Origin of the sequence: Prevotella melaninogenica (genome assembly GCF_003609775.1) — a bacterium.
In the GTDB taxonomy this organism is placed as follows: Bacteria; Bacteroidota; Bacteroidia; order Bacteroidales; family Bacteroidaceae; genus Prevotella; species Prevotella melaninogenica_A.
In genome coordinates, this window is sequence record NZ_AP018049.1 from 1,178,707 (window position 1) to 1,200,554 (window position 21,848).

A 21,848-nucleotide genomic window follows, 5' to 3' on the forward strand; every position below is an offset into this window, starting at 1 on the left:
CAATATGTTAAAATGACAGCAAATAAAAATAAAACTACTATTCGTAATACCCCCATCTTACTTTAGTAGATTTTATCACTCCATATTTCGGAAGAATCAACAAACAACCTCTAACAATAAAGAATATAATATATGAGGAAACTCATTCAAGGTGGAACTATCGTCAATGAAGGGCGAAGCTTTATTGGTTCGCTCATCATAGAGGACGATTGTATCATAGAGATTATAGAAAATAACGAAACGCCCCGTGGAGAATTTGACGAAATCGTCAACGCCACGGGGTGCTTTGTATTACCGGGTGTTATTGATGACCATGTTCACTTTCGTGAGCCGGGTTTAACGGAAAAGGCTGACATTGAAAGTGAGAGTCGTGCGGCGGCATACGGCGGCATCACCTCTTACTTTGAGATGCCAAACACGAACCCACAAACGACTATGTTAGAGGCTTTACAAGACAAGTGGGAACGCGCAAAACAATCGAGTTATGTTAACTATAGCTTCTTCATTGGTGCAACAAATGCCAATTATAAACTATTCTCTCAACTCGACATCCACACTATTCCTGGAATAAAACTCTTCATGGGAGCCTCAACAGGTAATATGCTTGTAGATAGACGTGAAGCATTAGAACAGACCTTCCGTACTGCCGCTGAATTAAACCTACCAGTGATGACACATTGTGAGGATTCTGGTATTATCAACGATAACATGAAAGTGGCCAAAGAACAATTTGGTGACGACCCCGATATAACACATCATTGGCAGATACGCAGTGCTGAGGCATGCTGGGTTTCCTCTCAGTTAGCTGTAGAATTAGCACGAAAATACAAAACACAACTTCACATAGCACATATCTCTACTGAGAAGGAACTTTCGTTGGCTAATCAACCTGAAGATGAAGGAAGAATTACTTTAGAGGCTGTTATTGCACACATTACTTTCTCCAACGAAGACTACCTTACGAAGAAAGCGCTTATAAAGTGTAATCCTTCTGTCAAGACCAATACTGACCGAACTGCAATTCGCAAGGCACTCACAGATGGACGTATTTCAGTGATTGGCACCGACCATGCTCCACATCTATTGTCACAGAAGCAAGGTGGCTGCTCTAAGGCAGCATCAGGTATGCCGATGATTCAGTTCTCACTTGTTACAATGCTTGAATTGGTTGACGAAGGAGTACTTACAATCGAGCAAATGGTAGAGCTGATGTCACACGCACCAGCACGTCTATTCTGCATTGACCAACGAGGTTTCTTACGTAAAGGGTATAAAGCTGACATAGCTATCGTTGCACCTAACCAACCTTGGACAGTGAACGAAGATTGTATTCAAAGTAAATGTAAGTGGAGTCCTATGATGGGGTACACCTATCAATGGCGTGTGTTACATACCTTCTGTAATGGGCATCACTTATTAAACAATGGAGAGTTTGACAACACCGCACGTGGTGAAAGGATAACTTTCCGAAATAAAGGATAATTTATAATGAACGAGACAAAAGTAGATAACAAAAGTAGGATAATAACATATAATATCAGTGACATTACTCCTTACATCAACTGGGCATACTTCTTTTATGCATGGTCTATGAATGGTAAGGCAAAAGATGCACAGCAAGAGCTGCGTAATGAAGCAGAGAAGATGTTGGCTGATATGGAAGGAAAATACTACACACGTGCAGTCTTTGCGCTATGTGAAGCCAATAGTGAAGGCGATGATATCATCATCAATGGAACACGTGTCCCGATGTTGCGCCAGCAGAAAGTAATTCCAGGGAAACCCAACCTCTGCCTTGCCGACTTCATACGTCCAGCCTCATCAGGAATCAAGGATACAATTGGGTTGTTCGCAACCTCTGTCGATGCTGCATTTACAAGCAATAATGAAGAAGATCCCTATCAGCGTATGCTTTCTCAGACCTTAGCTGACCGATTGGCTGAGGGTACTGCAGAGAAGATACACGAAGATGTACGTAGGAAATATTGGGGTTATGCACCTGACGAGCAGCTTACTTTAATGGAGACTTTTGCAGAGAAATACCAAGGCATACGACCAGCTGTGGGCTATCCATCTATTCCTGATACAAGTATGAACTTTCTTTTATATGAGCTATTGGATATGAAAGGAATAGGTATCAACCTTACAGAAAGTGGAATGATGGTACCACATGCCAGCGTATCAGGCTTTATGTTTGCACATCCTCAAAGCAAATACTTCGATTTAGGAAAGATAGATGATGACCAATTAGAAGACTATGCACGTCGTCGCAATAAGCCTGTCGAGGAGTTGAGGAAGTATCTTGCTTCTACCTTATTGAAGAAATGATAGCCAGAATCGTCATATATCTTATATTAATAATAGTGCTGTCCGACCTCTATATCGACATGCACTATTTCCGCAAACGTTACCCCATCACTTGGTGGCAACGCCTGCTGTGGTGGTTGCCTTGCATCAGTATGGTTATCTATACCTGTGCAATGGCATCGATTCGTGACTTTGCACCTAACAACCTAACTTGGCAAAACACATACATATTCCTTCTCGGTTTGCTTGTGGGGCCTAAGGCAATCTTTGCTCTCACATCCTTTGTAGGCTCGATAGTCCGTAAATACATTATTCGTACAAATCGAAACTGGGGACATTATATAGGAATACTCTTTGGCTGCTTTACTGTTGGTACATTTATCTATGGACTCACATACGGTGTTTCAAACATACAAGTAAAGCATGTTGACCTCTATTTCAAGGATTTACCAAAATCCTTTGATGGCTATCGGATTGTACACGTATCGGATATGCACCTCGGGACCTTCAATGGATGGCGCAGTAAGATTTTGAAAGCTGAGATGGATAGTATTGAAAAACAGAAAGCTGACCTCATTTGCTTTACTGGCGACTTACAGAACATACGTCCAGAAGAGGTTGAGAAGATGGCTTCTGTAATCCGTCAACCTATGAAAGGGACTATTTCTGTCTTAGGAAACCATGACTATACGGAATATATCAAGTGTGATGCCAAAGAAAAGGCAGCGCAAGAAGCACGCTTGGTAAATGCAGAAGAGCAAGTCTTAGGATGGACGCTTCTTCGGAATCAGAACACTCGAATTACAACACCTGCAAAGGAGTCTATTTATATCTGTGGCACAGAGAACGATGGTAAACCACCTTTCCCTAATTATTCTGACTATAAGAAAGCTATGAAAGGGATAGGTCCTTATTCGTTTGTGATTATGCTACAGCATGACCCATCAGCATGGAGACGTTCTATTCTCCCTAAGACGAAAGCTCAACTAACACTCAGTGGGCATACACACGGAGGACAAATGCAACTTTTCGGTTGGCGACCAACAAGTATCCGACAACCAGAAGACTATGGGCTCTATGAACAAGACGGACGCTATCTAAACATCACAGCAGGATTAGGAGGACTTGTTCCCTTTCGCCTCAATATGCCTAATGAGATAGCAGTGATAACACTTCATACAAAGAAATAGAATAAAAGATTATACCTATGAGCAATACAACATCTCAACGAAAACATCCGAGTGTCTTGCACTCTGCAACTATGCTGGTTATAACCTTTCTGTATAGAGTCTATACACTATTCATCGTCTTTCCGCTCTTCTTCATTGCCTCTATCCTAACAGCTTTGGCAACAACGATTGGCAGCCAATTAGGCAATGGACACTTCTGGGGTTATTACCCAGGAAAATGGTGGTCATGGTTTATCATTCGAATACTATTCCTCCCTGTAAAGATTGAAGGACGCGAACATCTTAACCCAAAACAGAGCTATGTCTTTGTGAGCAATCATCAAGGCGCCTTTGACATTTTCCTCATCTACGGCTTTCTCGGTCGTAACTTCAAATGGATGATGAAAAAGGCTATTCGAAAGATTCCTTTGATTGGGCTTGCTTGTGAAAAAGCTCATCACATCTTTGTTGATAAGAGCGGTGCAAGTAAAATCAAAAAGACTTACGACACTGCACGTGAAACACTGCAAGAGGGTATGTCTGTTGTCGTCTTCCCTGAAGGCGCACGTAGTTTTACAGGCCACATGGGAAAATTCCGTCGTGGAGCCTTTATGTTAGCAGATGAACTTCAGCTACCCGTTTGTCCGCTTACAATCAACGGTTCTTTCGACGTTATGCCACGCACTAAGGACTGGCATTTCCCCGTATGGCACCGACTTAGTCTCACCATCCACGAACCAATCTTCCCAAAGGGGAAAGGTACTGAATTTGAGAAGGAGACTATGAATGATGCTTACAATTCTGTTATGTCTGGCTTAACTTCCGAATACCAAGGCTTCGTAGAGAACCCAGACCAATAAAAACAGACAAAAACTTGTCAGTATCATATTTTTATACTACATTTGTCCTAATTAAAACAAAAATCTATGACAAGCGATAGCATTGTAATTATACCTACATACAACGAAAAGGAGAATATAGAGAAAATCATCCGAGCGGTATTTCAATTGGAGAAGTTTTTTCATATTCTGGTAATTGACGATGGTAGTCCTGACGGGACAGCACAAATTGTACATAATCTGATTAAGACAGAGTTCTCTGACCGCCTCTTTATCATTGAGCGTTCTGGAAAATTAGGTTTAGGTACAGCCTATATCACAGGTTTCAAGTGGGCATTGGAACATGGCTATGAATACATCATTGAGATGGATGCAGACTTCAGTCACGATCCAAATGATCTCCCTCGCCTCTATGCTGCAACCCATGACGAAGGTTACGATGTTGCAGTTGGTTCACGTTATGTCAGTGGAGTAAACGTTGTAAATTGGCCTATCGGACGTGTATTGATGAGTTACTTTGCCAGCAAGTATGTTCGTATTGTTACAGGTTTCCACGTGCATGACACGACAGCGGGTTTCGTATGCTATCGTCGTCGTGTTCTTGAAACAATCCCATTGGATTTGGTTCGTTTCAAAGGTTATGCTTTCCAGATAGAGATGAAGTACACCTCTTTCAAGATTGGTTTCAAAATCAAGGAGGTACCAGTTATCTTTGTTAATCGCCGTGAAGGAACCAGTAAGATGAGTGGTGGTATCTTCTCCGAAGCTTTCTTCGGTGTCATCCGACTCCGTATGGATGGTTGGTTCAGAAAATATCCTAAGATAAAAAACTAAAAATTAAACCAAATAACAGTAACAGCCATAACCCACTAAGGTTATGGCTGTTACTGTTTACATAACTAACTTTGTCTTTATACAAGTTGGAAACTATGGTAGTATAAATCAATTGTATATAAACATTAGGAAATAAATATGAGCGGTTTAGGTTTAATTTACTTTTTACTAATTAAACTAACAAACTTGTATCTATCTCCATACAAATCTGGCATTTCATAACGTGGAATGTATATTTTTACTATGATAAGGTATTCGTGTCCCTCTTCATAGATACTATCAAATCCATCAATATCAGATACAACAGATTTTCTCATATCTTTGTCTACTATAACGTAGCCTTTATTTTTCGATTTAATAGATGTACCAGGATAGAAGTAGTATTCTTTATGTGATAATACGCTTATCGTATCTGTCTTGGCATACTTGTAGTCACCATCTACATCTATGTCTTCTTTTGTACATCCCACAAAGAGAAATAACATTAAAGATGCTATAATGTATAGATATTTAATCATAATAATATGAATTTAAAAATATTTTATCATTACTAAACTCACTTAAATGAGACTGTTACTATAGAGGACTGTCTTTCTCTACTTTATTTTGACACTGTCTACTCTGTTTTATTTCAGTCCATTCCTACCAACACAACCAACGTGTATGTACACAAGGATTTAATAAAAAGCAAAAGGAACATCCTTCCCTGCAATAAAAGCCTTTAGGTAAAAGAATCTGTTACTACAGAGAACAATGTTCCTTTGCTACTATATCTTGACACAACTTATTGTGTCATAATCTCAAACTTATGCTTCCTTATCGTACTCGAGGTGGAAGTGGATGATTGTTTCAATACCCTTCATCCAAAGGTCAACAGGCATATTCTCATTTGGAGAGTGAATAGCATTTGACTCCAAGCCGAAGCCCATGAGAACAGTCTTCACACCGAGCAACTTCTCAAAGGTAGAGATAATAGGAATACTACCACCGATACGTACTGGCAATGGGCGCTTACCGAATACAGCCTCAAAGCCACGCTCAGCAGCCTTATAAGCAGGGAAGTCAATAGGACAAACATAACCATGACCACCATGATGCTTCTCAACCTTCACTGTAACATAATCAGGAGCAACACTGTTGAAATAGTCTACTACCAACTGGCTAATCTTTGTATGATCCTGATGTGGAACAAGACGTGAAGAAAGTTTTGCGTATGCCTTTGATGGAATAACTGTTTTAGCACCATCACCTGTGTAACCACCCCAAATACCACATACATCAAATGTTGGACGATAACCAGTGCGCTCGATTGTGCTATAACCTTTTTCTCCGAAGAGTGCCTTAACACCAAGAGACTTCTTATATTCCTCCTCATCGAAAGGAATAGATGCAACAAGTTTACGCTCCTCATCAGAAGCTTCCTCAACATCATCATAGAAGCCTGGGATACGAATCTTACCATCAGGACCAGTTACATCAGCTATCAACTTACAAAGAACATTGATTGGGTTAGCCACAGCACCACCGAAGGTTCCTGAGTGAAGGTCACGGTTAGGACCAGTCACCTCAATCTGCCAGTAAGACAAACCACGCAGACCTGTTGTGATAGAAGGAGTATCAGGACCGATAAGACCAGTATCTGAAACGAGAATTACGTCGCAAGCCAAGAGTTCCTTATGCTCCTCGATGAATGGACCAAGGCTACCAGAACCAATCTCTTCCTCACCTTCAAAGATAAACTTCATATTATGCTTCAACAAGTCATTCTTGTTAAGATACTCGAATGCCTTTGCTTGCATGAATGACTGACCCTTATCATCATCAGCACCACGTGCCCAAATATGACCATCCTTAATAACTGGCTCAAATGGTTCAGTCTTCCAAAGTTCAAATGGCTCTGCTGGCATCACGTCATAGTGACCATAAACCAATACTGTCTTTGCATTAGGGTCAACCATTCTCTCAGCGTAAACCATAGGATTACCCTTTGATGGCATCACCTCAGCTTTGTCAACACCAGCCTCAAGCAGCAGTTCCTTCCAACGCTCAGCACAGCGTACCATATCCTCCTTATGAGCTGGTTGTGCACTTACGCTTGGTATACGTATCAGACTGAACAACTCCTCGAGCATTCTGTCTTTATTCTCTTCTACATATTTCTTAATCATAATTCTTTATTTATTGATTTTCTAATGTACGCAAATTTAAGCATCATTTATGACTTTTGCAAGTTTTTCTGTGCTTTTATTATTGTTTACATGACGGAAACGATATAATCGGATATATTTACATACGATATCAATAAACTTACAGAAATATTAAGATTAGGCGTTAACTAATGAATAAAGGAATAAAATCTATCATTGATTCCACCTTCTCTTAATTTCAATAAGGAAGCTTTCAATGATTTTTTTTCATGAAAAGAAAGAATTATTTTCGTGAAGAAAAATAATTATTATCATGAGAATAAATATTTATTTTCATGATAATAATTTGGACTCAGTGGCAAATAGTATGTAACCAATAGGCTACCAAACACTTAAAGTAGCAATCATTCAACCCCATAATAGGGCTTATAAAATAGGAATATACGATATAAATCTCCTTTGAATAAGCGCAAAGCAATCACACTCCCTACTCCATTATACCATTTCATTCAATAGCTATTGAATGAGAGAGTGAACGATAAAACAACCCTCTGTCAATAGTTATGACCGAGAATGTTCAATATCCCGCAACACCATCACTCCCTCTCCTACCGTAGCCACATCACTGACTACCATAGAACGCTTGCCATTTCGCTCCTTCAGATTGCAACGGCGGGGATGAGAACCGATATAGTTGAGTACCTTGTCAAAGGCTTCACTCTGATAGTAGACACTGTTTGGATTAGAAACGAACTGCATTTGCATACGTCCCTGCTTGAGAATAATCTTCTCACAACCCAATCGCTTACCCACACGACGAAGTGCAACAACCTGCATCAATTCCTCACCTTGACGTGGAACAGGACCGAAACGGTCTTGTAGACGCTTACGATAAGCATCGAGGTCTTCATCTTTTTCTATATTATCCAGTTCACGATACAGCAGCATACGCTCAGAACTACCCGGCACATAGTTATCAGGGAAGTACATTTCAAGGTCGCTCTCTACGGCACAATCATCAATGAAGTCATCACCCGTAATCTGCTTTCCTTCATCCATCTCCTCTTCAAACAAATCTTGGAACTCATCATTTTTCAGTTCCATCACCGCCTGATTGAGAATTTTCTGATAGGTCTCATATCCTAAATCCTCCATAAAACCACTCTGCTCAGAGCCTAAGAGATTACCAGCACCACGGATATCGAGGTCCTGCATCGCAAGATTAAATCCACTACCGAGGTCAGAGAAGGTCTCTAAAGCCTCCAAACGACGACGTGCCTCTGGGTTTAATGCTGCCAAAGGTGGAGCAAGCAGATAGCAGAAGGCTTTTTTGTTGGAACGTCCTACACGCCCACGCATCTGATGCAAGTCGGAGAGTCCGAAACGATGGGCATCGTTGATGATGATTGTGTTAGCGTTAGAAATATCAATACCATTCTCAACAATCGTAGTTGAAAGCAGTACATCATAGTCATAGTTCATAAAGCCCATCACTATCTCCTCCAACTCCTCAGGCTTCATCTGCCCGTGTCCAATAGCAATACGACAGTCAGGCACGTACTTCTTGATAAGCTTTGCTATCTCAGGAAGGTTACTAATGCGATCGTTAACGAAATAAACCTGTCCGTTACGGCTCATCTCAAAGTTAATAGCATCTGCTATCACTTCATGTGAAAAAGAAGCTATCTCGGTCTGAATAGGATAACGGTTAGGTGGCGGTGTACGCATAATACTCATGTCACGTGCACCCATCAGTGAGAACTGTAGCGTACGTGGGATAGGCGTTGCAGACATTGTCAGCGTGTCAACATTTGTTTTCAACTGGCGAAGTTTCTCCTTTGTAGACACACCGAACTTCTGTTCTTCGTCAATGATGAGCAACCCGAGGTCATTCCACTTCACTGACTTACCAATCAACTTATGCGTACCAACAAGAATATCTATCTTTCCTTCTGCCAAATCCTCCAACACCTGTTTTGTTTGTTTAGCACTACGAGCACGTGAGAGGTAGTCAACACGCACTGGCATATCCTTCAATCGCTTCTTAAAAGTCTGGTAATGCTGGAAAGCTAATACAGTTGTTGGCACAAGCACAGCTACCTGCTTATTATCCACAGCAGCCTTGAAAGCAGCACGGATAGCCACCTCGGTCTTACCGAAACCCACGTCACCACAAACAAGACGGTCCATTGGTCGAGCACTTTCCATGTCCTGTTTGAGTTCTTGTGTAGCCTTCAACTGATCGGGTGTGTCTTCATAAAGGAATGAAGCCTCTAATTCGTGCTGCATAAACGTGTCTGGAGAAAAGGCAAATCCCTTTTCACGACGTCGCTTAGCATAGAGTTTAATGAGGTCACGTGCAATATCCTTAATACGCTTCTTCGCCCTTTCTTTCAAGCGATCCCAAGCACCCGAACCGAGAACAGACAATCGTGGTGGTTCACCACTATCACCACGACGATACTTACTAATCTTATAAAGCGAGTGAATAGATACGTCTACAATGTCATTATGCTGATAAACAAGACGTATCATCTCCTGATAAGAGTCGCCAGCAGGTACACGAACCAGACCGGCAAACTTACCTATTCCAAAGTCTACGTGCACTAAGAAGTCACCTGGTTCCATCTCCTGCAACTCTTTCATTGTCAAAGCCATCTTACCTTGACGAGCCTTGTCAGACTTGAGGTTGTACTTATGGAAACGGTCAAAAATCTGATGATCGGTAAAGAAACATACTTTCAGCGTACTATCAACAAAACCTTCATGGAGTGTTCGGTTGACTGGTGTAAACGGAAGAGCTCCCACAGTCGCATCCCCACCCTCTCCAGACAGATCGGCTACGGACAGATTCTCTGAGTCAGGTGACACACTTGTCTCTGACAATGAGTCGAAGATATCCCTAAGACGTACAGTCTGTTTCTCACTATCAGCAAAGATATAAAGCTTATAACCTTGTAGAAGATAGTCACGAAGGGTCTTAGACAGTAAGTCAAAGTTCTTGTGAAAGAGAGGTTGCGGTGATGTACTAAAAGTAATCGTAGCCCGTGAACCATCTTTCTTCTTTGCTAAATCGGAACTGGATTGATTAATACCAAACTCTATTCGACGGAAGTCAAGCGCATCTTTCATCCAACGTGAGGCTGGCACAAGTTGTCCTTCCTTACGGAAAGCCACTTCCAACTCACGCTGTTCTAACTCCGTCTTTCCCTCTAACTTCTCTGTCAAAGCCTGATTAGCAAAGCCCTCTTGATAGATATTATCTATCGTATCACGGACATAAAGGAAGTCCTTGAATGCCAACACGGCATCTTCTGGTAAGAACTGAAGGAATGGAACCTTCTCTTCTGACATCGTTGTCAGTTCTGGAACAATCTCAACACGTGTTAACTTCTCTGTAGACAGCTGCGTCTCCACTTCAAAGTTACGAATGGTTTCTATATCATCACCGAAGAAGTCGATACGGAAAGGGAGTTCGTTTGAGAAGGAATAGACGTCTATAATACTACCACGCACAGCAAACTGACCCGGTTCATAGACATAATCAGTCTCTGTAAAACCAAAAGAACGTAAGGTTTTCTCTACCTCCACAATATCAATATGCTGGTCAACAGTCAATGTCAAACGCCGTTCATCCAATTGCTTTTTTGACACAACAAGTTCTGAAAGGGCTGATGGTTCAGTGACAATATAAAGTGGTAGAGCGTTGTCAGCATCCGAAGCAAATGCTGAGAGACGTGTCAGCACCTCTGTACGCAAGATTTCATTACCCGCATCACGCTGTCCATATTTCACTGCACGACGATAAGACGATGGGAAAAACAGCACTTCCGCCACCTTCCCTTCACCGTCAGCAGGCATAGCAATCGTCTTAAGGTCATTGTAGAAATAACCCGCCTCATCATTGTCATTCAACACGAAAACAGTCGTAGTCTTCCATCGTTCAGCTATTGATGCAAAGAACATCGGAGCAGCTGAAGCCACGAGTCCTTGCAGAAAAACAGTTCTTATCGACTTATCTTTCTGTATCTTCTGTATCGCTCCTGCCTGTGGCAGCATAGCGTATAGTTTCTGTATGTCTTGTATCTTCATCGCAAATGCGTTGTGCTTGCAAAGTTACAACAAATTTCAGAGAGAGGGCAATTATCTATAAAATTAAGCAGAAAAGTACTTAAAGATTTGGTAGTTTCATGAACTCTCCTTATATTTGCAGTCTGATTCAGTGGAAACAGAAGAGGATATAATAGGAAAACAAGGATGATTAATGTCTACTTAAACCTATAAAAATCCTCATAGTACTATGGGCTTGTTTGGATTTGACGGCAAGACGAGATGGTACGTAAGCACGCGGAGCATCGTTGACTGGCTCCTAAATCTCAGTTATCGAAAAATTAATTGGCGAAAACAATTACGCTCTCGCTGCCTAACCGAAGTACAGTAGGTTACTGGCTTTATCCAGCTATTAGATAGCTGGACGAGACATCGCTCCGAGGATGTTGTTCCGAATCCAGAGAGTAAGCGATGCAGGTTCAATCGGAAATAGTCAGTGTATGCCTCGATGCACTGATGAAGATTTAGAGGATAAGATGTCGGTTGGTGGTCCAGGTCTTGCCGACATACGAAAATCAAAGGCTGGAATAAACGTGTAGAAAGCGTATGGTTTCCTTGTGCGGACGTGGGTTCGACTCCCACCAGGTCCACTTTTTAATCCTAAAAAGGATTATCTAAAACAAAAAGGCAGTATCAAATTAAGTTTTGATGCTGCCTTTTTTTTATTTATCATCATTGAACTAATCTATGAATCTTCCAAGAAGTGAAATAATCTAACCTACTTAAACAAAGAGAAGTTATTACTTCTATTATCACAATAAGTTTAATTTCGTTTTACTGTCACTTTTAACATTTCTCATAACAGCATTGTTTATCAACGCATTAACCTGTCACTTTGAGTGACAACAATGACAGGAAAATTTGTTTTCAAGTAATGTCTCCTTCGAGACAATGCCCAAGTCTAATCCATTTCCACCCTATAATAGACTCTACAAGATGAGGGTTATTTATGTGGCAATAATGCTTTCAGATGCTCAAAGTGCCTCATCATACTTTGTTTCGTTTGCTCATCACGCTCTACCCGACATGCCGCTTCTAAGTCAGATAAGAAGGGAAGATAGTCAGTCTCAGCAATAAAGCGAGCCGCACGTTCTCTTACCGCAGGACTATTGTCAAAGAGTAAGCCTTGCACCCAACGCTTAGCATCCCATGACCGACATGCCTGTAACCAGTCGAGTGCAGCTATCTTCTCCTTAGGCGAACCGTATAAGAATGTTCTATAATATCCACGTTCCTTTCTCAAATCATCTTTCGTCATGAGAATCTCACGATTGTATAAATCGGGATTAACGACTCGCTTCGAATATGCTACGACTGGCATGCGTAAGGTCCAACGCACCATGCGTGGTATCATCCACATCATTCCTGGTGTTGCCTCTGGGTGCGAGATACTACTAAAGACACGCCCTTTCCCATATTCATTGGCGATAAAGAAAGGACGATTATTCGTCATGTTAGCTGGGGCATTACCCTCTTCATGCACATCGGTTTCCATTATCGCCATAGTCGTGTAAGGAAGTGGAATATTGTCGCTCTTTACAAGGACAGGACCTTCGTAATACATGACGTATGACTTATCACGCTTAGCAAGCTCAGGGAATAGTTTTTTACCTTCTGCCGTGAGGGAGAAGGCTGATATTCCATGTCCACGATTATCATGCTCGATGTCTATTGCCTTTCCACCATTAATGTGCATACAGGAATATCCTGGTGTGTCTGTAAAGAGATAGGCACCAGCACAGATACCCACAGCACCTTTTCCTGAACGAATAAAGTTTCTTATTCGCTCCATGTTTTCCTCTCCCAGATTCATATACTGCGTCGCTCCTTCCCCTCCTGGGATGATGATAGCATCCAAATCCCTCAAAACACCATTCGCAATATCACCCGTAGTGATAGTTCGGACCGTCATATCAGGATCCAATTGTATGGATGCAATCGTCTCCCAAATACACGTTTGTGCACCGCCATTACCTTGGAAAACACCCACACGTACCTTGTTTCCTACTCCCATACTCCATGCACTCAGTCCTACCAAGCACATAGCAATGATGAAAAACGTTTTTCGTAGCATAATTGTTTATGTTAGTTTGTAATTCTTTTATAGTCAAGTTTGCGTATAGTCAATCTACTATGAACGAAACAAAGATAGTATTTATCTTTGATATTTACATGTAAACAAAAGTGTTTTAAGTATTTTTAGACTATCGTTTAGTACCTTATTCCACACACTTATAGGTTCCGACAGACCTATCCTACCCTTCCCTACCGAAGTATAAATGCCCAACACCATTGGTGCTAATGCTCAGCACATATAGTGCGGAGGGTGAGCACCATTAGTGCGGAGGGCATAAACGACACCAGCAATACCATAAGAATGGGATAAAGCAGTATAGACATTTACATGGAATGAGCCTTTAACTTACACTCTATTACGTATGTTTATAGAAAATGATTACCTTTGCACAGTAGTTTAGATCAAATCACAACGATATGAAAAAACAATTTATCTTGCTTTGTGCGTTAGCCTTCTCTGCATCGTTACACGTCACAGCACAATCATTCAGAAAGCAAATCAGTGAGCATCCTGAACTTTCTGCCAACAATTACCTTGCTTACCCAGCACCTTCTGGTAGGCTAACGCCTGCTCCTTCAGGCTATCTTCCTGTATATCTATCGCATTATGGGCGACATGGTTCACGCTATCTCATTCATGAGCAACAATATCTCCGTCCTATAGAAACCCTACAGCAAGCTGATTCGGCTGGTGTGTTGACCAATGAGGGAAAGGACATCTTGAAGAAATTACGCCTCATGTATACAGAGTCTTATAAACGATGGGGAGAGCTGACACCATTAGGAGCACAGCAGCATCAGCAGATTGCACGAAGAATGTATCGTCGTTTCCCATCTGTATTCCGTGATTCTGTATGGGTGGATGCCAAGTCGACGGATGTTATCCGCTGTATTCTATCCATGGAGAACGAACTGCAGGAACTGATTCGACATAACCCTCGGTTGAGAATTAGGCATGATGCGAGCGCACATGACATGTATTTTATGAAGCAACCAGACAAGAAACTCTCTCGTCAAAGGGATAGCAGTGCTGTAAAGAATACGATTGACGAGTGGGGTAAACGCAATATTGATACCAAACCGTTGATGGCTCGTCTCTTTAAGGATAAGGATTACGTGACAAAGAAGGTGGATGCAGGACAGCTTACTTTCGACCTTTTCAGTTTGGCAAGTATTATTCAGAACTCTGAGATACGCCATTCGCTCTCGCTATACAACCTCTTTACGACTGATGAGTTGTATCAACTATGGCAGAGGAGCAATGCTTGGTGGTACTTACGTTATGCCAGTGCACCACAAAGCGGAGGTAATCAACCCTTCTCACAGCGTAATCTCTTGCGTAAGATTATCACAGATGCTGATTCTTGTCTTGCCCTCCCTCATCCAGGCGCAAACCTTCGTTTCGGTCATGACACGATGGTTATGCCATTGACGTGCCTACTGAATCTTAATAACAATGACATCAAGGTTTCAGATATAGACAGTCTTACCCTAAAGGGTTGGAGTTCTACACGCATTGTCCCTATGGCTGCTAACATCCAGTTTGTTTTCTATAAGAATCCGAAGAATCCAAAAGCTGATGTTCTCATGAAGGTTTTACTCAACGAGGAGGAAGCTACGCTACCCCTTCCAAAGACCTCTACACCATATTACTATCGATGGAGCGACTTTAAGAAGTTCTATCTTTCAAAGCTAAATAGCTATCGTGAATAAGAAGCTATGCCATTGGTTGTTATCATAGCTATATTCTCTTCCCCCCTAACAAGACGCCCTTCTCGATGTGAGGAGGGCGTCTTGCCGTTAGGAGATACAACTCCTATCATATAGTACAGAAAGCAGAAAAGGTTGAACTACCAATGGTTAGTCCAACCTTTTCTATCTAATTTATTATCGCCTCAAACACTGAAACTAAGCAAAATCATATTTGCTGTCATTTCTGTCATGCGCTTACGAATTGTAATACACTATAATTTAGATTATTACGACAAATGTTAAATATGACAGCAAACAAAAATGAAACTAAAATAGGGGTATATAGTGTGTTTTGTTGCGCACTCAATATTGACAAATCACCTTGACTTATCTAAACTAAACAATAGATCACGACCCTGTACATCCTTACTTGCAAACAATCGCATGATATTTCGGAAAGGGGTAGGCATGCGCGAGAAATCACTTTCAACACAATCAAAGATAGTACGATTATTTACTTCGAGCGATGAACACATTTTCCCTTTCCCATAACGATCATAATGCTCACCATCTCTTACCCGTGCTTCAGGGTGTTGACGGATTAGCGTTATGATGCTATCATTCGCCTCTTTGGACAATCTAATACGATTGCCCTCCTGGTAATAGATCCGCTTAGTTGTCATAACTATCAGCATTTGTTACGAACAAGGGACATACTTCTTTATTCGTGCGTGATAAATCGTTGCTCGGCTAACTGTTCGTACTTCGTACCCTTACGGCCATAGTTAGCGTATGGATAGATGCTGATACCACCACGTGGGGTAAAGATTCCAGTAACCTCGATATACTTAGGGTCCATCAACTTGATAAGGTCCTTCATAATTGTATTTACACAATCCTCATGGAAGTCACCGTGGTTACGGAAACTAAAAAGATATAGCTTCAAACTCTTACTCTCAACCATTCGTACGTCTGGAATGTATGAAATACGAATCTCTGCAAAGTCTGGTTGACCTGTAATAGGACACAAACTCGTAAATTCAGGGCAGTTGAAGCGTACCCAATAGTCATTGTCTGGGTGTTTGTTTACAAATGATTCTAACACCTCTGGCGCATAATCCATCTTGTATTGGGTCTGTGAACCTAATGACTGTAACCCTTCTTTTTCTCTTTCCATATTCTTCTTTTTAAAGAAATTAAGCCAATAAGTTTAGTGCCCTAATGTGCAATAAACCCTATTGGCTTAACTTGTGTTTTATTTAACTTAATGCAAATATTTTCCAAATACTATAGTTTACATCATTATCGTAGGCATCCTCTCCTTCATGTTCCTTCAATGTCTTTACAATACGAATGGTAATTGGAAGAGCGATAACCTCATAAACCGTCTTCAACAACACCTGCCATAGCATCAACTTTGGAAGTTCGTCAGTTGGTACAACACCGCCCAATGCCAATGGGAAGAAGATAACTGAGTCGAAACTCTCACCCACAATAGTACTAAGAATTGCACGCAATGAGAAGTTACGCCCCTTGTCGCGAATCTTCATCTTACTCATCACGTATGCATTAGCAAATGAACCAATGATGAAAGCTACGAAAGAGGCTGCTGCAACACGTGGAGCCAAACCAAAGATAGCATGAAAGCCAGCTTCATTATCCCAATAAGGTGCACCTGGAATCCAATCACACAACGCACCCATAGCCACGAAGAAGAAGTTCATCGCAAAGCCTGTCCATATCAACAGACGCGCCTTTTGGAAGCCCCACACCTCACAAACACAATCGTTGATGATGTAAGAGATTGGAAAAACAATCAATCCACCTGTCAATGAGATTCCTAACACAGAGATTTGCTTTGTCTCGAGGATGTTTGCCGCAATAAGGCAAACGCAAAAGAGGATGCTGAAAAGCATAAACAGCACACTCACTTGTTGTTTACTTTTTGTCATTGTCTTGTTTTGTTAAAGGGGGTTGATCAAGTACCCCTATTCAATAAAGTGGCTGCAAAGGTACACATTTTTATCCAAATAGCCTTAACTTCTATCGAAAAAGAAAAGTGTGTTAAAACACTGAACTACAATAACAGACGCTCTGTCTGTCGATAGAATCAGTATTCTAACACACTTAATTATATGCAATATAAGTTTAGTTGTAACTAAAAACTATATTGCTCTTTTACCGTATAGAAACTTAATCTTCCCAAGGAGTGAATGCAATTTCGCCCCATTCGTTTTCTTTCGCTTCAAAACCATCTACTCCACCTGTTTCACCTTTATCACCAGGATTAGGATTAGTTGGCTCTACTGGCACACCACTTGTATTACCGAAATGGTTATCAAGGATGTCACCATTAACATTCAATACTACCTTCTCACTCTGAGGAGTTATATATATTTTCTTCATAATTGTACTCCCTCCTTACTTAATTACAACCTTCTTACCATTCACGATATAGACACCACGAGTTGGGTTCTCTACACGACGACCCTGCAAGTCATAGTAAACGCCATCCTCTGGGCTATTCTTTGAGCTTTCGATAGACTCAATACCTGTTGTACTACCGTCCTCAAACTCTAAGACAAAGCTCTTAGCCTGTGCCTCTGCATTGGTAAGTACAAGGAAAGCCTTGTTACCTGGGATTGTTGTCACAGTGTTATTCAGCTTATAGAAACCAATTGGGTTTCTGCTATCTGCAGTATTGATATTGAAAGCACGAATGTTATCACGTGTTACAAAATGTGATTTACCTGCGCCGTCCTTTGCTTCAAAGCCTTCAAGCTTTGCACCAAAGAAGATTCCACAGAGACGATTATCACTAATCTCAGTTACCTCTTCACCTACTGGTAACAATTGATTGTCCGCAGGATTAGTAGAGCTACACTCTAATACAACTGGAGTCTGAGCAGGAACTCTTTCGTTCTTACCAGCCAACTTCTTCACTTTGGCAAAGTAATAACCAGAAGCATTCTTTGCATTAACACCCTCTATTGTATAAGCAACTATGTCACCCTTAATAGTAAATGGGAAGTCTACATAGAGTGTTGTATAATATTTACCATCTCTACCCCTCATGTTAGTAGAAGGCTTCACACCAAAGTAATTTGTATCATCAACCTTTTCAAGGATCCACATAGCAGCATCTCCAGTGACAGGAAGCTCTGGACCAAACCACTGATCTGTAGTATTGTTATTGACAAAGTCAAACTTAGGAAGTGCACCATCATACTCATTATGAGATGTATTAGCTAAGTCACTTGGATTATAAGCTCTACCATTTTCAATCTTCTTGAGTGCACCAGACATCAGGTAGTAGGTACGACCCTGATTAATACGGTCTACACCGAAATAACGTCTAACAACGTCCATGATTTCAGTGTTATTATATTCAGTTGTTGCTATCTTTGCCAAAGCAAGTACCTGCACAGCATCCCACACCTTATCAGGATTCTTTGCCTCTAAAGCCAAGTACAAGTCATTAGAGAGACCTCTTACAGCCGCCTTAATCTGTCCTGCAATGCCAGCACCAAATTTTGCTCTAATAACAAACTCATCATAGAAATCTACAACTGGTTGCATAGAAGGAACCGTTGCAAAAGCATAGTAAGCAGAACGACCATCAGGGGTAGTAACTGGCTGCATGTGCATCTTCAGGTCCCACTTGCCAATAACCTCTGCATTGATGCCGTAATAAGCTGCAGTTCCTACAAATGTGCCAAGCTGAGCCTTCAGTCTATTCTTCAAAGCCTCGTTCACCTGAGCAATAGCTGGATTTAAGTAGCCATTAATAACATCAACACCCTGTGAACGAAGTTTTGTCACATCGAGCCAATTAGGGTTTTTACTATTATTCTCTGTCTTAAGGTGAATAACAGTACCTGGCAATGTCGTTGCCTCAGCCTTAGTGGCATTAGGCTGTGCTGCAATTTTACCAGTTACATAAACATACTGCTTGCCATCTGTACGCTGACGAGCATTTACAATACGATAATAACCATCATCTGGTTTTGTTACAGTAGCTGGTGCTTGTGCTGACGCAGCCACAGAAAAGAATCCTAACACGAGTGTCAGGACTGAGTGTAAATGTTTAACCATAAAGTTTTATATAATGTAATAGTTTTTTTAGCTGATAAGTCTATCTCTCTAATTCAGCTGTGCAAAAATAACACTTTATGCAAAAAAGAATACAAAAGAGCACGTTTTATTAATAAAAATTCAATATAAGACACTGAATACAACTTGTATTTTGAATATATTTGTAATACTTTTATAGATAAAACCTTTTAAGACAGATATTAACGCATAATGTTTATATTTATGAAAATTCACTTATTATAACCACACAAAGTCGCCACAGCATGTAAGTTCATGACATTTTCAACCTTCCAAATTACACATAAAAAGGTCGCAAACGTATAAAAAACCATAATTTACCATTGTGATAAGCAGAAAATCATTACTTTTGTAGCCTTATCATAAAGAATGATTAATATGAAGAAGATTATTTTAATGACAGCACTGGCTACTGCTGTTTTCACTGCAAATGCGCAGGACATCAAGCCATACGAAGAGAAAATGTCTCAGATAGAGGCACAGTACAAAGCACTTGAGTCAGCCTATCAGGCTTTCGGCAAGAAAGACCCAGCAACCTTCACTGATGCGGAAAAGGCTAAGTTGAATGAGATTATGGGTAAAGCTGACTCTCTCTACAACGTACAGAAGACTACAGCCTTAGAGATTGCAAGAAAGTTTAAAGACACAAAGTTCCCTGCGAAATACGTTGCTAAGATTATGTATGACGTTGAGTTTGATGAGTTGAAAGAACTTTGCGATCCTAACACTGGCTACTATAATGAGCCTGAGATGACAAAGCCAAAACAGTTATTTGAGTCTTACAAGTTGCGTCAGCCTGGTTCTATGTATAAGGACCTCACAATGGAAGACCTCAATGGTAAGCAGGTAAAGCTTAGCGATTGGGTTGGTAAAGGTAAGTATGTATTGGTTGACTTCTGGGCAAGCTGGTGCGGTCCATGTCGTGCAGAAATGCCAAACGTTGTAGCTGCTTACAATCGTTTCAAGGATAAAGGCCTTGAGATTATTGGTGTTAGCTTCGACAACAAGAAGTTGCAATGGTCAGCAGCTGTTGAGAAGTTGGGTATGACTTGGCCTCAGATGTCAGATCTCAAGGGCTGGGAGTCAACTGCATCAGCAGTCTATGGCATCCGCAGCATCCCATCTAACATCCTCATCGACCCACAGGGTAAGATTATTGCAATGGACCTCAGAGAGAATAAATTGCACGAAGTATTGGCTGAGAAGCTGAAATAAGAGAAAAGCAAAAAGACAAAAATGCTTTTATACTCTTTCGAGGAGCTGACAAGTTTATCATAGTCACTTCAAGAATTTACAACATTATAAACATAAAAAGAGTCATATCTAACTCTAATCATGAGTTCAGATATGGCTCTTTTTTTCTTGCTATTAAGGATATTGTTATCCAATAAGTCTTTTCTACATCATGCTTATACAGCGCTTTACTAATAAGAAGTTGACTCCACCATAACAATCTTTTGCCTGACAATTAACGCTAAACACTATCCGTGTTTACCATTAGTACAACACGTGCTGGGCATCAACACATCTATAATAGATGGGTAGTTACTTATAAAATAATAAGTATCTTATGCTTTGCTTTAGCTCAGAAAACAGCCTTCTAAGTTAAAGCAAAGGAATAAATTATAGTAAGGAGTAGATATAACCAACAAACACTGCCGTAAGCACAGCTCCCTCCCATCGTTCAATCTTATACTTCGTAAAGGAGAAGAGCCATACAAGCATGATTGAAATAACAAGCATAGAAAGGTCGGTCGCTGTAATTCCATTCAATGTCATTGGAGTTATCACGCCCGTAATACCAAGAATCGCAAGGATATTAAACACGTTAGAACCAAGTGCATTTCCTATGGCAATACCGCTATTTCCTTTACGAGCTGACACAACGCTTGTTGCCAACTCTGGAAGAGAAGTTCCTCCAGCAACAATGGTCAGACCAATAACAGCCTCAGATACTCCGAGGTTTGTTGCCACAGTCGTAGCACCCTCCACAAACAAGTTACTACCTCCTATCAAACAAAGCAATCCGACGAGAATCCACACGACAGACAACCATGTAGCCATCGGCTTCTTCCCTTCAGCCTCAACAGTAGCCTCCGCATCTGCTCCTTGCTTCTTAGCTCCTTTAAGTGTCATATACATAAAAATGAGGAACATCGCAAAGAGAATACCTGCATCAATCCTACTAATGTCTCCATCAAGCCCCATCATTAGCAACATAGCCGATGCTACAAGCGCAAAAGGGATATCCTTCCTTACCGTTGTTTCCATAATTGTCATCGGTGCCACCAATGCCGACACACCAACTATAAGTAAAGCATTAAAGATGTTGGAGCCTACAATATTACCTACCGCCAAGTCTGATGTTCCTTTCAGTGCAGAAATAAAACTTACACAGAACTCTGGCATACTCGTACCCATCGCAACAATCGTTAATCCTATCACTATCTGTGGCATCTTCATCTTCTCTGCAACAGCCACAGCACCATCTGTCAAGCGGTCAGCACCCCATAAAACGAGGGCTATACCCACGACAATAAATAAAATATTCAGTAACATTA

Annotated in this window: 17 protein-coding genes and 1 other RNA gene; 8 read left to right on the forward strand and 10 right to left on the reverse strand. The window is 41.0% G+C overall.

Going from position 1 to position 21,848, the window contains the following annotated elements:
• The first annotated feature begins 132 nt into the window (after positions 1-132).
• The 5 genes from PMEL_RS04840 to PMEL_RS04860 all read left to right on the forward strand — a co-directional run bounded on the left by PMEL_RS04840 (position 133) and on the right by PMEL_RS04860 (position 5,149).
• Positions 133-1,482 carry a dihydroorotase gene (locus PMEL_RS04840; protein ID WP_120174218.1) on the forward strand — a complete coding sequence of 450 codons (1,350 nt, stop codon included), beginning with the start codon at positions 133-135 and terminating at the stop codon, positions 1,480-1,482.
• A gap of 6 nt (positions 1,483-1,488) precedes the next feature.
• Positions 1,489-2,328: a vitamin B12 dependent-methionine synthase activation domain-containing protein gene (locus PMEL_RS04845; protein WP_120174219.1), complete on the forward strand. Its 840-nt coding sequence runs from the start codon at positions 1,489-1,491 to the stop codon at positions 2,326-2,328.
• Positions 2,325-3,497, forward strand: coding sequence for a metallophosphoesterase (locus PMEL_RS04850; RefSeq protein ID WP_120174220.1), 1,173 nt, complete (start codon positions 2,325-2,327; stop codon positions 3,495-3,497). The genes PMEL_RS04845 and PMEL_RS04850 overlap by 4 nt, the downstream gene beginning before the upstream one ends.
• 17 nt (positions 3,498-3,514) lie before the next feature.
• A complete protein-coding gene (locus PMEL_RS04855; RefSeq protein WP_120174221.1) occupies positions 3,515-4,336 on the forward strand; it encodes a lysophospholipid acyltransferase family protein in 822 nt (273 codons plus the stop codon).
• Positions 4,337-4,402: 66 nt separating this feature from the next.
• Positions 4,403-5,149 (forward strand): polyprenol monophosphomannose synthase, encoded by a 747-nt coding sequence (locus PMEL_RS04860; RefSeq protein ID WP_120174222.1) that lies wholly within the window; start codon positions 4,403-4,405, stop codon positions 5,147-5,149.
• Positions 5,150-5,307: 158 nt separating this feature from the next.
• On the opposite strand, the gene PMEL_RS04865 is transcribed toward PMEL_RS04860, so the two are convergent.
• The 3 genes from PMEL_RS04865 to mfd all read right to left on the reverse strand — a co-directional run bounded on the left by PMEL_RS04865 (position 5,308) and on the right by mfd (position 11,388).
• Positions 5,308-5,667 (reverse strand): hypothetical protein, encoded by a 360-nt coding sequence (locus tag PMEL_RS04865; RefSeq protein WP_120174223.1) that lies wholly within the window; start codon positions 5,665-5,667, stop codon positions 5,308-5,310.
• Positions 5,668-5,955: 288 nt separating this feature from the next.
• Positions 5,956-7,317, reverse strand: coding sequence for a dipeptidase (locus PMEL_RS04870; protein WP_120174224.1), 1,362 nt, complete (start codon positions 7,315-7,317; stop codon positions 5,956-5,958).
• A 540-nt stretch (positions 7,318-7,857) separates the two neighbouring features.
• Positions 7,858-11,388, reverse strand: coding sequence for a transcription-repair coupling factor (mfd, locus tag PMEL_RS04875; protein ID WP_172586749.1), 3,531 nt, complete (start codon positions 11,386-11,388; stop codon positions 7,858-7,860).
• 210 nt (positions 11,389-11,598) lie between these two features.
• On the opposite strand from mfd, the gene ssrA reads away from it, so the two are divergent.
• Positions 11,599-11,999: a transfer-messenger RNA gene (gene ssrA, locus PMEL_RS04880) on the forward strand.
• 350 nt (positions 12,000-12,349) lie between these two features.
• On the opposite strand, the gene PMEL_RS04885 is transcribed toward ssrA, so the two are convergent.
• A complete protein-coding gene (locus tag PMEL_RS04885) occupies positions 12,350-13,480 on the reverse strand; it encodes a BPL-N domain-containing protein (RefSeq protein WP_120174225.1) in 1,131 nt (376 codons plus the stop codon).
• A 419-nt stretch (positions 13,481-13,899) separates the two neighbouring features.
• Between PMEL_RS04885 and PMEL_RS04890 the strand changes: the two genes are divergently transcribed.
• Entirely contained in the window at positions 13,900-15,195 is a 1,296-nt protein-coding gene (locus PMEL_RS04890) for a histidine-type phosphatase (RefSeq protein WP_120174226.1), read from the forward strand.
• 356 nt (positions 15,196-15,551) lie between these two features.
• Here PMEL_RS04890 and PMEL_RS04895 read toward each other — a convergent pair whose 3' ends face one another.
• The 5 genes from PMEL_RS04895 to PMEL_RS04915 all read right to left on the reverse strand — a co-directional run bounded on the left by PMEL_RS04895 (position 15,552) and on the right by PMEL_RS04915 (position 19,269).
• Positions 15,552-15,857 carry a hypothetical protein gene (locus tag PMEL_RS04895; RefSeq protein WP_145985349.1) on the reverse strand — a complete coding sequence of 102 codons (306 nt, stop codon included), beginning with the start codon at positions 15,855-15,857 and terminating at the stop codon, positions 15,552-15,554.
• 38 nt (positions 15,858-15,895) lie between these two features.
• Positions 15,896-16,351, reverse strand: a complete 456-nt coding sequence (gene queF / locus PMEL_RS04900; protein ID WP_120174228.1) for a preQ(1) synthase — start codon at positions 16,349-16,351, stop codon at positions 15,896-15,898.
• Positions 16,352-16,433: 82 nt separating this feature from the next.
• Positions 16,434-17,126: a queuosine precursor transporter gene (locus PMEL_RS04905; RefSeq protein WP_120174229.1), complete on the reverse strand. Its 693-nt coding sequence runs from the start codon at positions 17,124-17,126 to the stop codon at positions 16,434-16,436.
• Positions 17,127-17,367: 241 nt separating this feature from the next.
• Positions 17,368-17,580, reverse strand: coding sequence for a hypothetical protein (locus PMEL_RS04910; RefSeq protein WP_120174230.1), 213 nt, complete (start codon positions 17,578-17,580; stop codon positions 17,368-17,370).
• A gap of 15 nt (positions 17,581-17,595) precedes the next feature.
• A complete protein-coding gene (locus PMEL_RS04915) occupies positions 17,596-19,269 on the reverse strand; it encodes a hypothetical protein (protein ID WP_120174231.1) in 1,674 nt (557 codons plus the stop codon).
• Between the two features lie 396 nt (positions 19,270-19,665).
• Here PMEL_RS04915 and PMEL_RS04920 point away from each other — a divergent pair, with 396 nt between their 5' ends.
• Complete coding sequence (locus PMEL_RS04920) at positions 19,666-20,502, forward strand: peroxiredoxin family protein (protein WP_120174639.1); 837 nt, start codon at positions 19,666-19,668, stop codon at positions 20,500-20,502.
• Positions 20,503-20,910: 408 nt separating this feature from the next.
• Here PMEL_RS04920 and PMEL_RS04925 read toward each other — a convergent pair whose 3' ends face one another.
• Complete coding sequence (locus PMEL_RS04925) at positions 20,911-21,846, reverse strand: calcium/sodium antiporter (RefSeq protein WP_120174232.1); 936 nt, start codon at positions 21,844-21,846, stop codon at positions 20,911-20,913.
• Between the last annotated feature and the right edge of the window lie 2 nt (positions 21,847-21,848).

Bases quoted from the DNA above. Each gene is read 5' to 3' on its own strand.
- PMEL_RS04840 (WP_120174218.1), top strand. From the start codon at position 133: ATGAGGAAACTCATTCAAGGTGGAACTATCGTCAATGAAGGGCGAAGC.
- PMEL_RS04845 (WP_120174219.1), top strand. From the start codon at position 1,489: ATGAACGAGACAAAAGTAGATAACAAAAGTAGGATAATAACATATAAT.
- PMEL_RS04850 (WP_120174220.1), top strand. From the start codon at position 2,325: ATGATAGCCAGAATCGTCATATATCTTATATTAATAATAGTGCTGTCC.
- PMEL_RS04855 (WP_120174221.1), top strand. From the start codon at position 3,515: ATGAGCAATACAACATCTCAACGAAAACATCCGAGTGTCTTGCACTCT.
- PMEL_RS04860 (WP_120174222.1), top strand. From the start codon at position 4,403: ATGACAAGCGATAGCATTGTAATTATACCTACATACAACGAAAAGGAG.
- PMEL_RS04865 (WP_120174223.1), bottom strand. From the start codon at position 5,667: ATGATTAAATATCTATACATTATAGCATCTTTAATGTTATTTCTCTTT.
- PMEL_RS04870 (WP_120174224.1), bottom strand. From the start codon at position 7,317: ATGATTAAGAAATATGTAGAAGAGAATAAAGACAGAATGCTCGAGGAG.
- mfd (WP_172586749.1), bottom strand. From the start codon at position 11,388: ATGAAGATACAAGACATACAGAAACTATACGCTATGCTGCCACAGGCA.
- PMEL_RS04885 (WP_120174225.1), bottom strand. From the start codon at position 13,480: ATGCTACGAAAAACGTTTTTCATCATTGCTATGTGCTTGGTAGGACTG.
- PMEL_RS04890 (WP_120174226.1), top strand. From the start codon at position 13,900: ATGAAAAAACAATTTATCTTGCTTTGTGCGTTAGCCTTCTCTGCATCG.
- PMEL_RS04895 (WP_145985349.1), bottom strand. From the start codon at position 15,857: ATGACAACTAAGCGGATCTATTACCAGGAGGGCAATCGTATTAGATTG.
- queF (WP_120174228.1), bottom strand. From the start codon at position 16,351: ATGGAAAGAGAAAAAGAAGGGTTACAGTCATTAGGTTCACAGACCCAA.
- PMEL_RS04905 (WP_120174229.1), bottom strand. From the start codon at position 17,126: ATGACAAAAAGTAAACAACAAGTGAGTGTGCTGTTTATGCTTTTCAGC.
- PMEL_RS04910 (WP_120174230.1), bottom strand. From the start codon at position 17,580: ATGAAGAAAATATATATAACTCCTCAGAGTGAGAAGGTAGTATTGAAT.
- PMEL_RS04915 (WP_120174231.1), bottom strand. From the start codon at position 19,269: ATGGTTAAACATTTACACTCAGTCCTGACACTCGTGTTAGGATTCTTT.
- PMEL_RS04920 (WP_120174639.1), top strand. From the start codon at position 19,666: ATGAAGAAGATTATTTTAATGACAGCACTGGCTACTGCTGTTTTCACT.
- PMEL_RS04925 (WP_120174232.1), bottom strand. From the start codon at position 21,846: ATGTTACTGAATATTTTATTTATTGTCGTGGGTATAGCCCTCGTTTTA.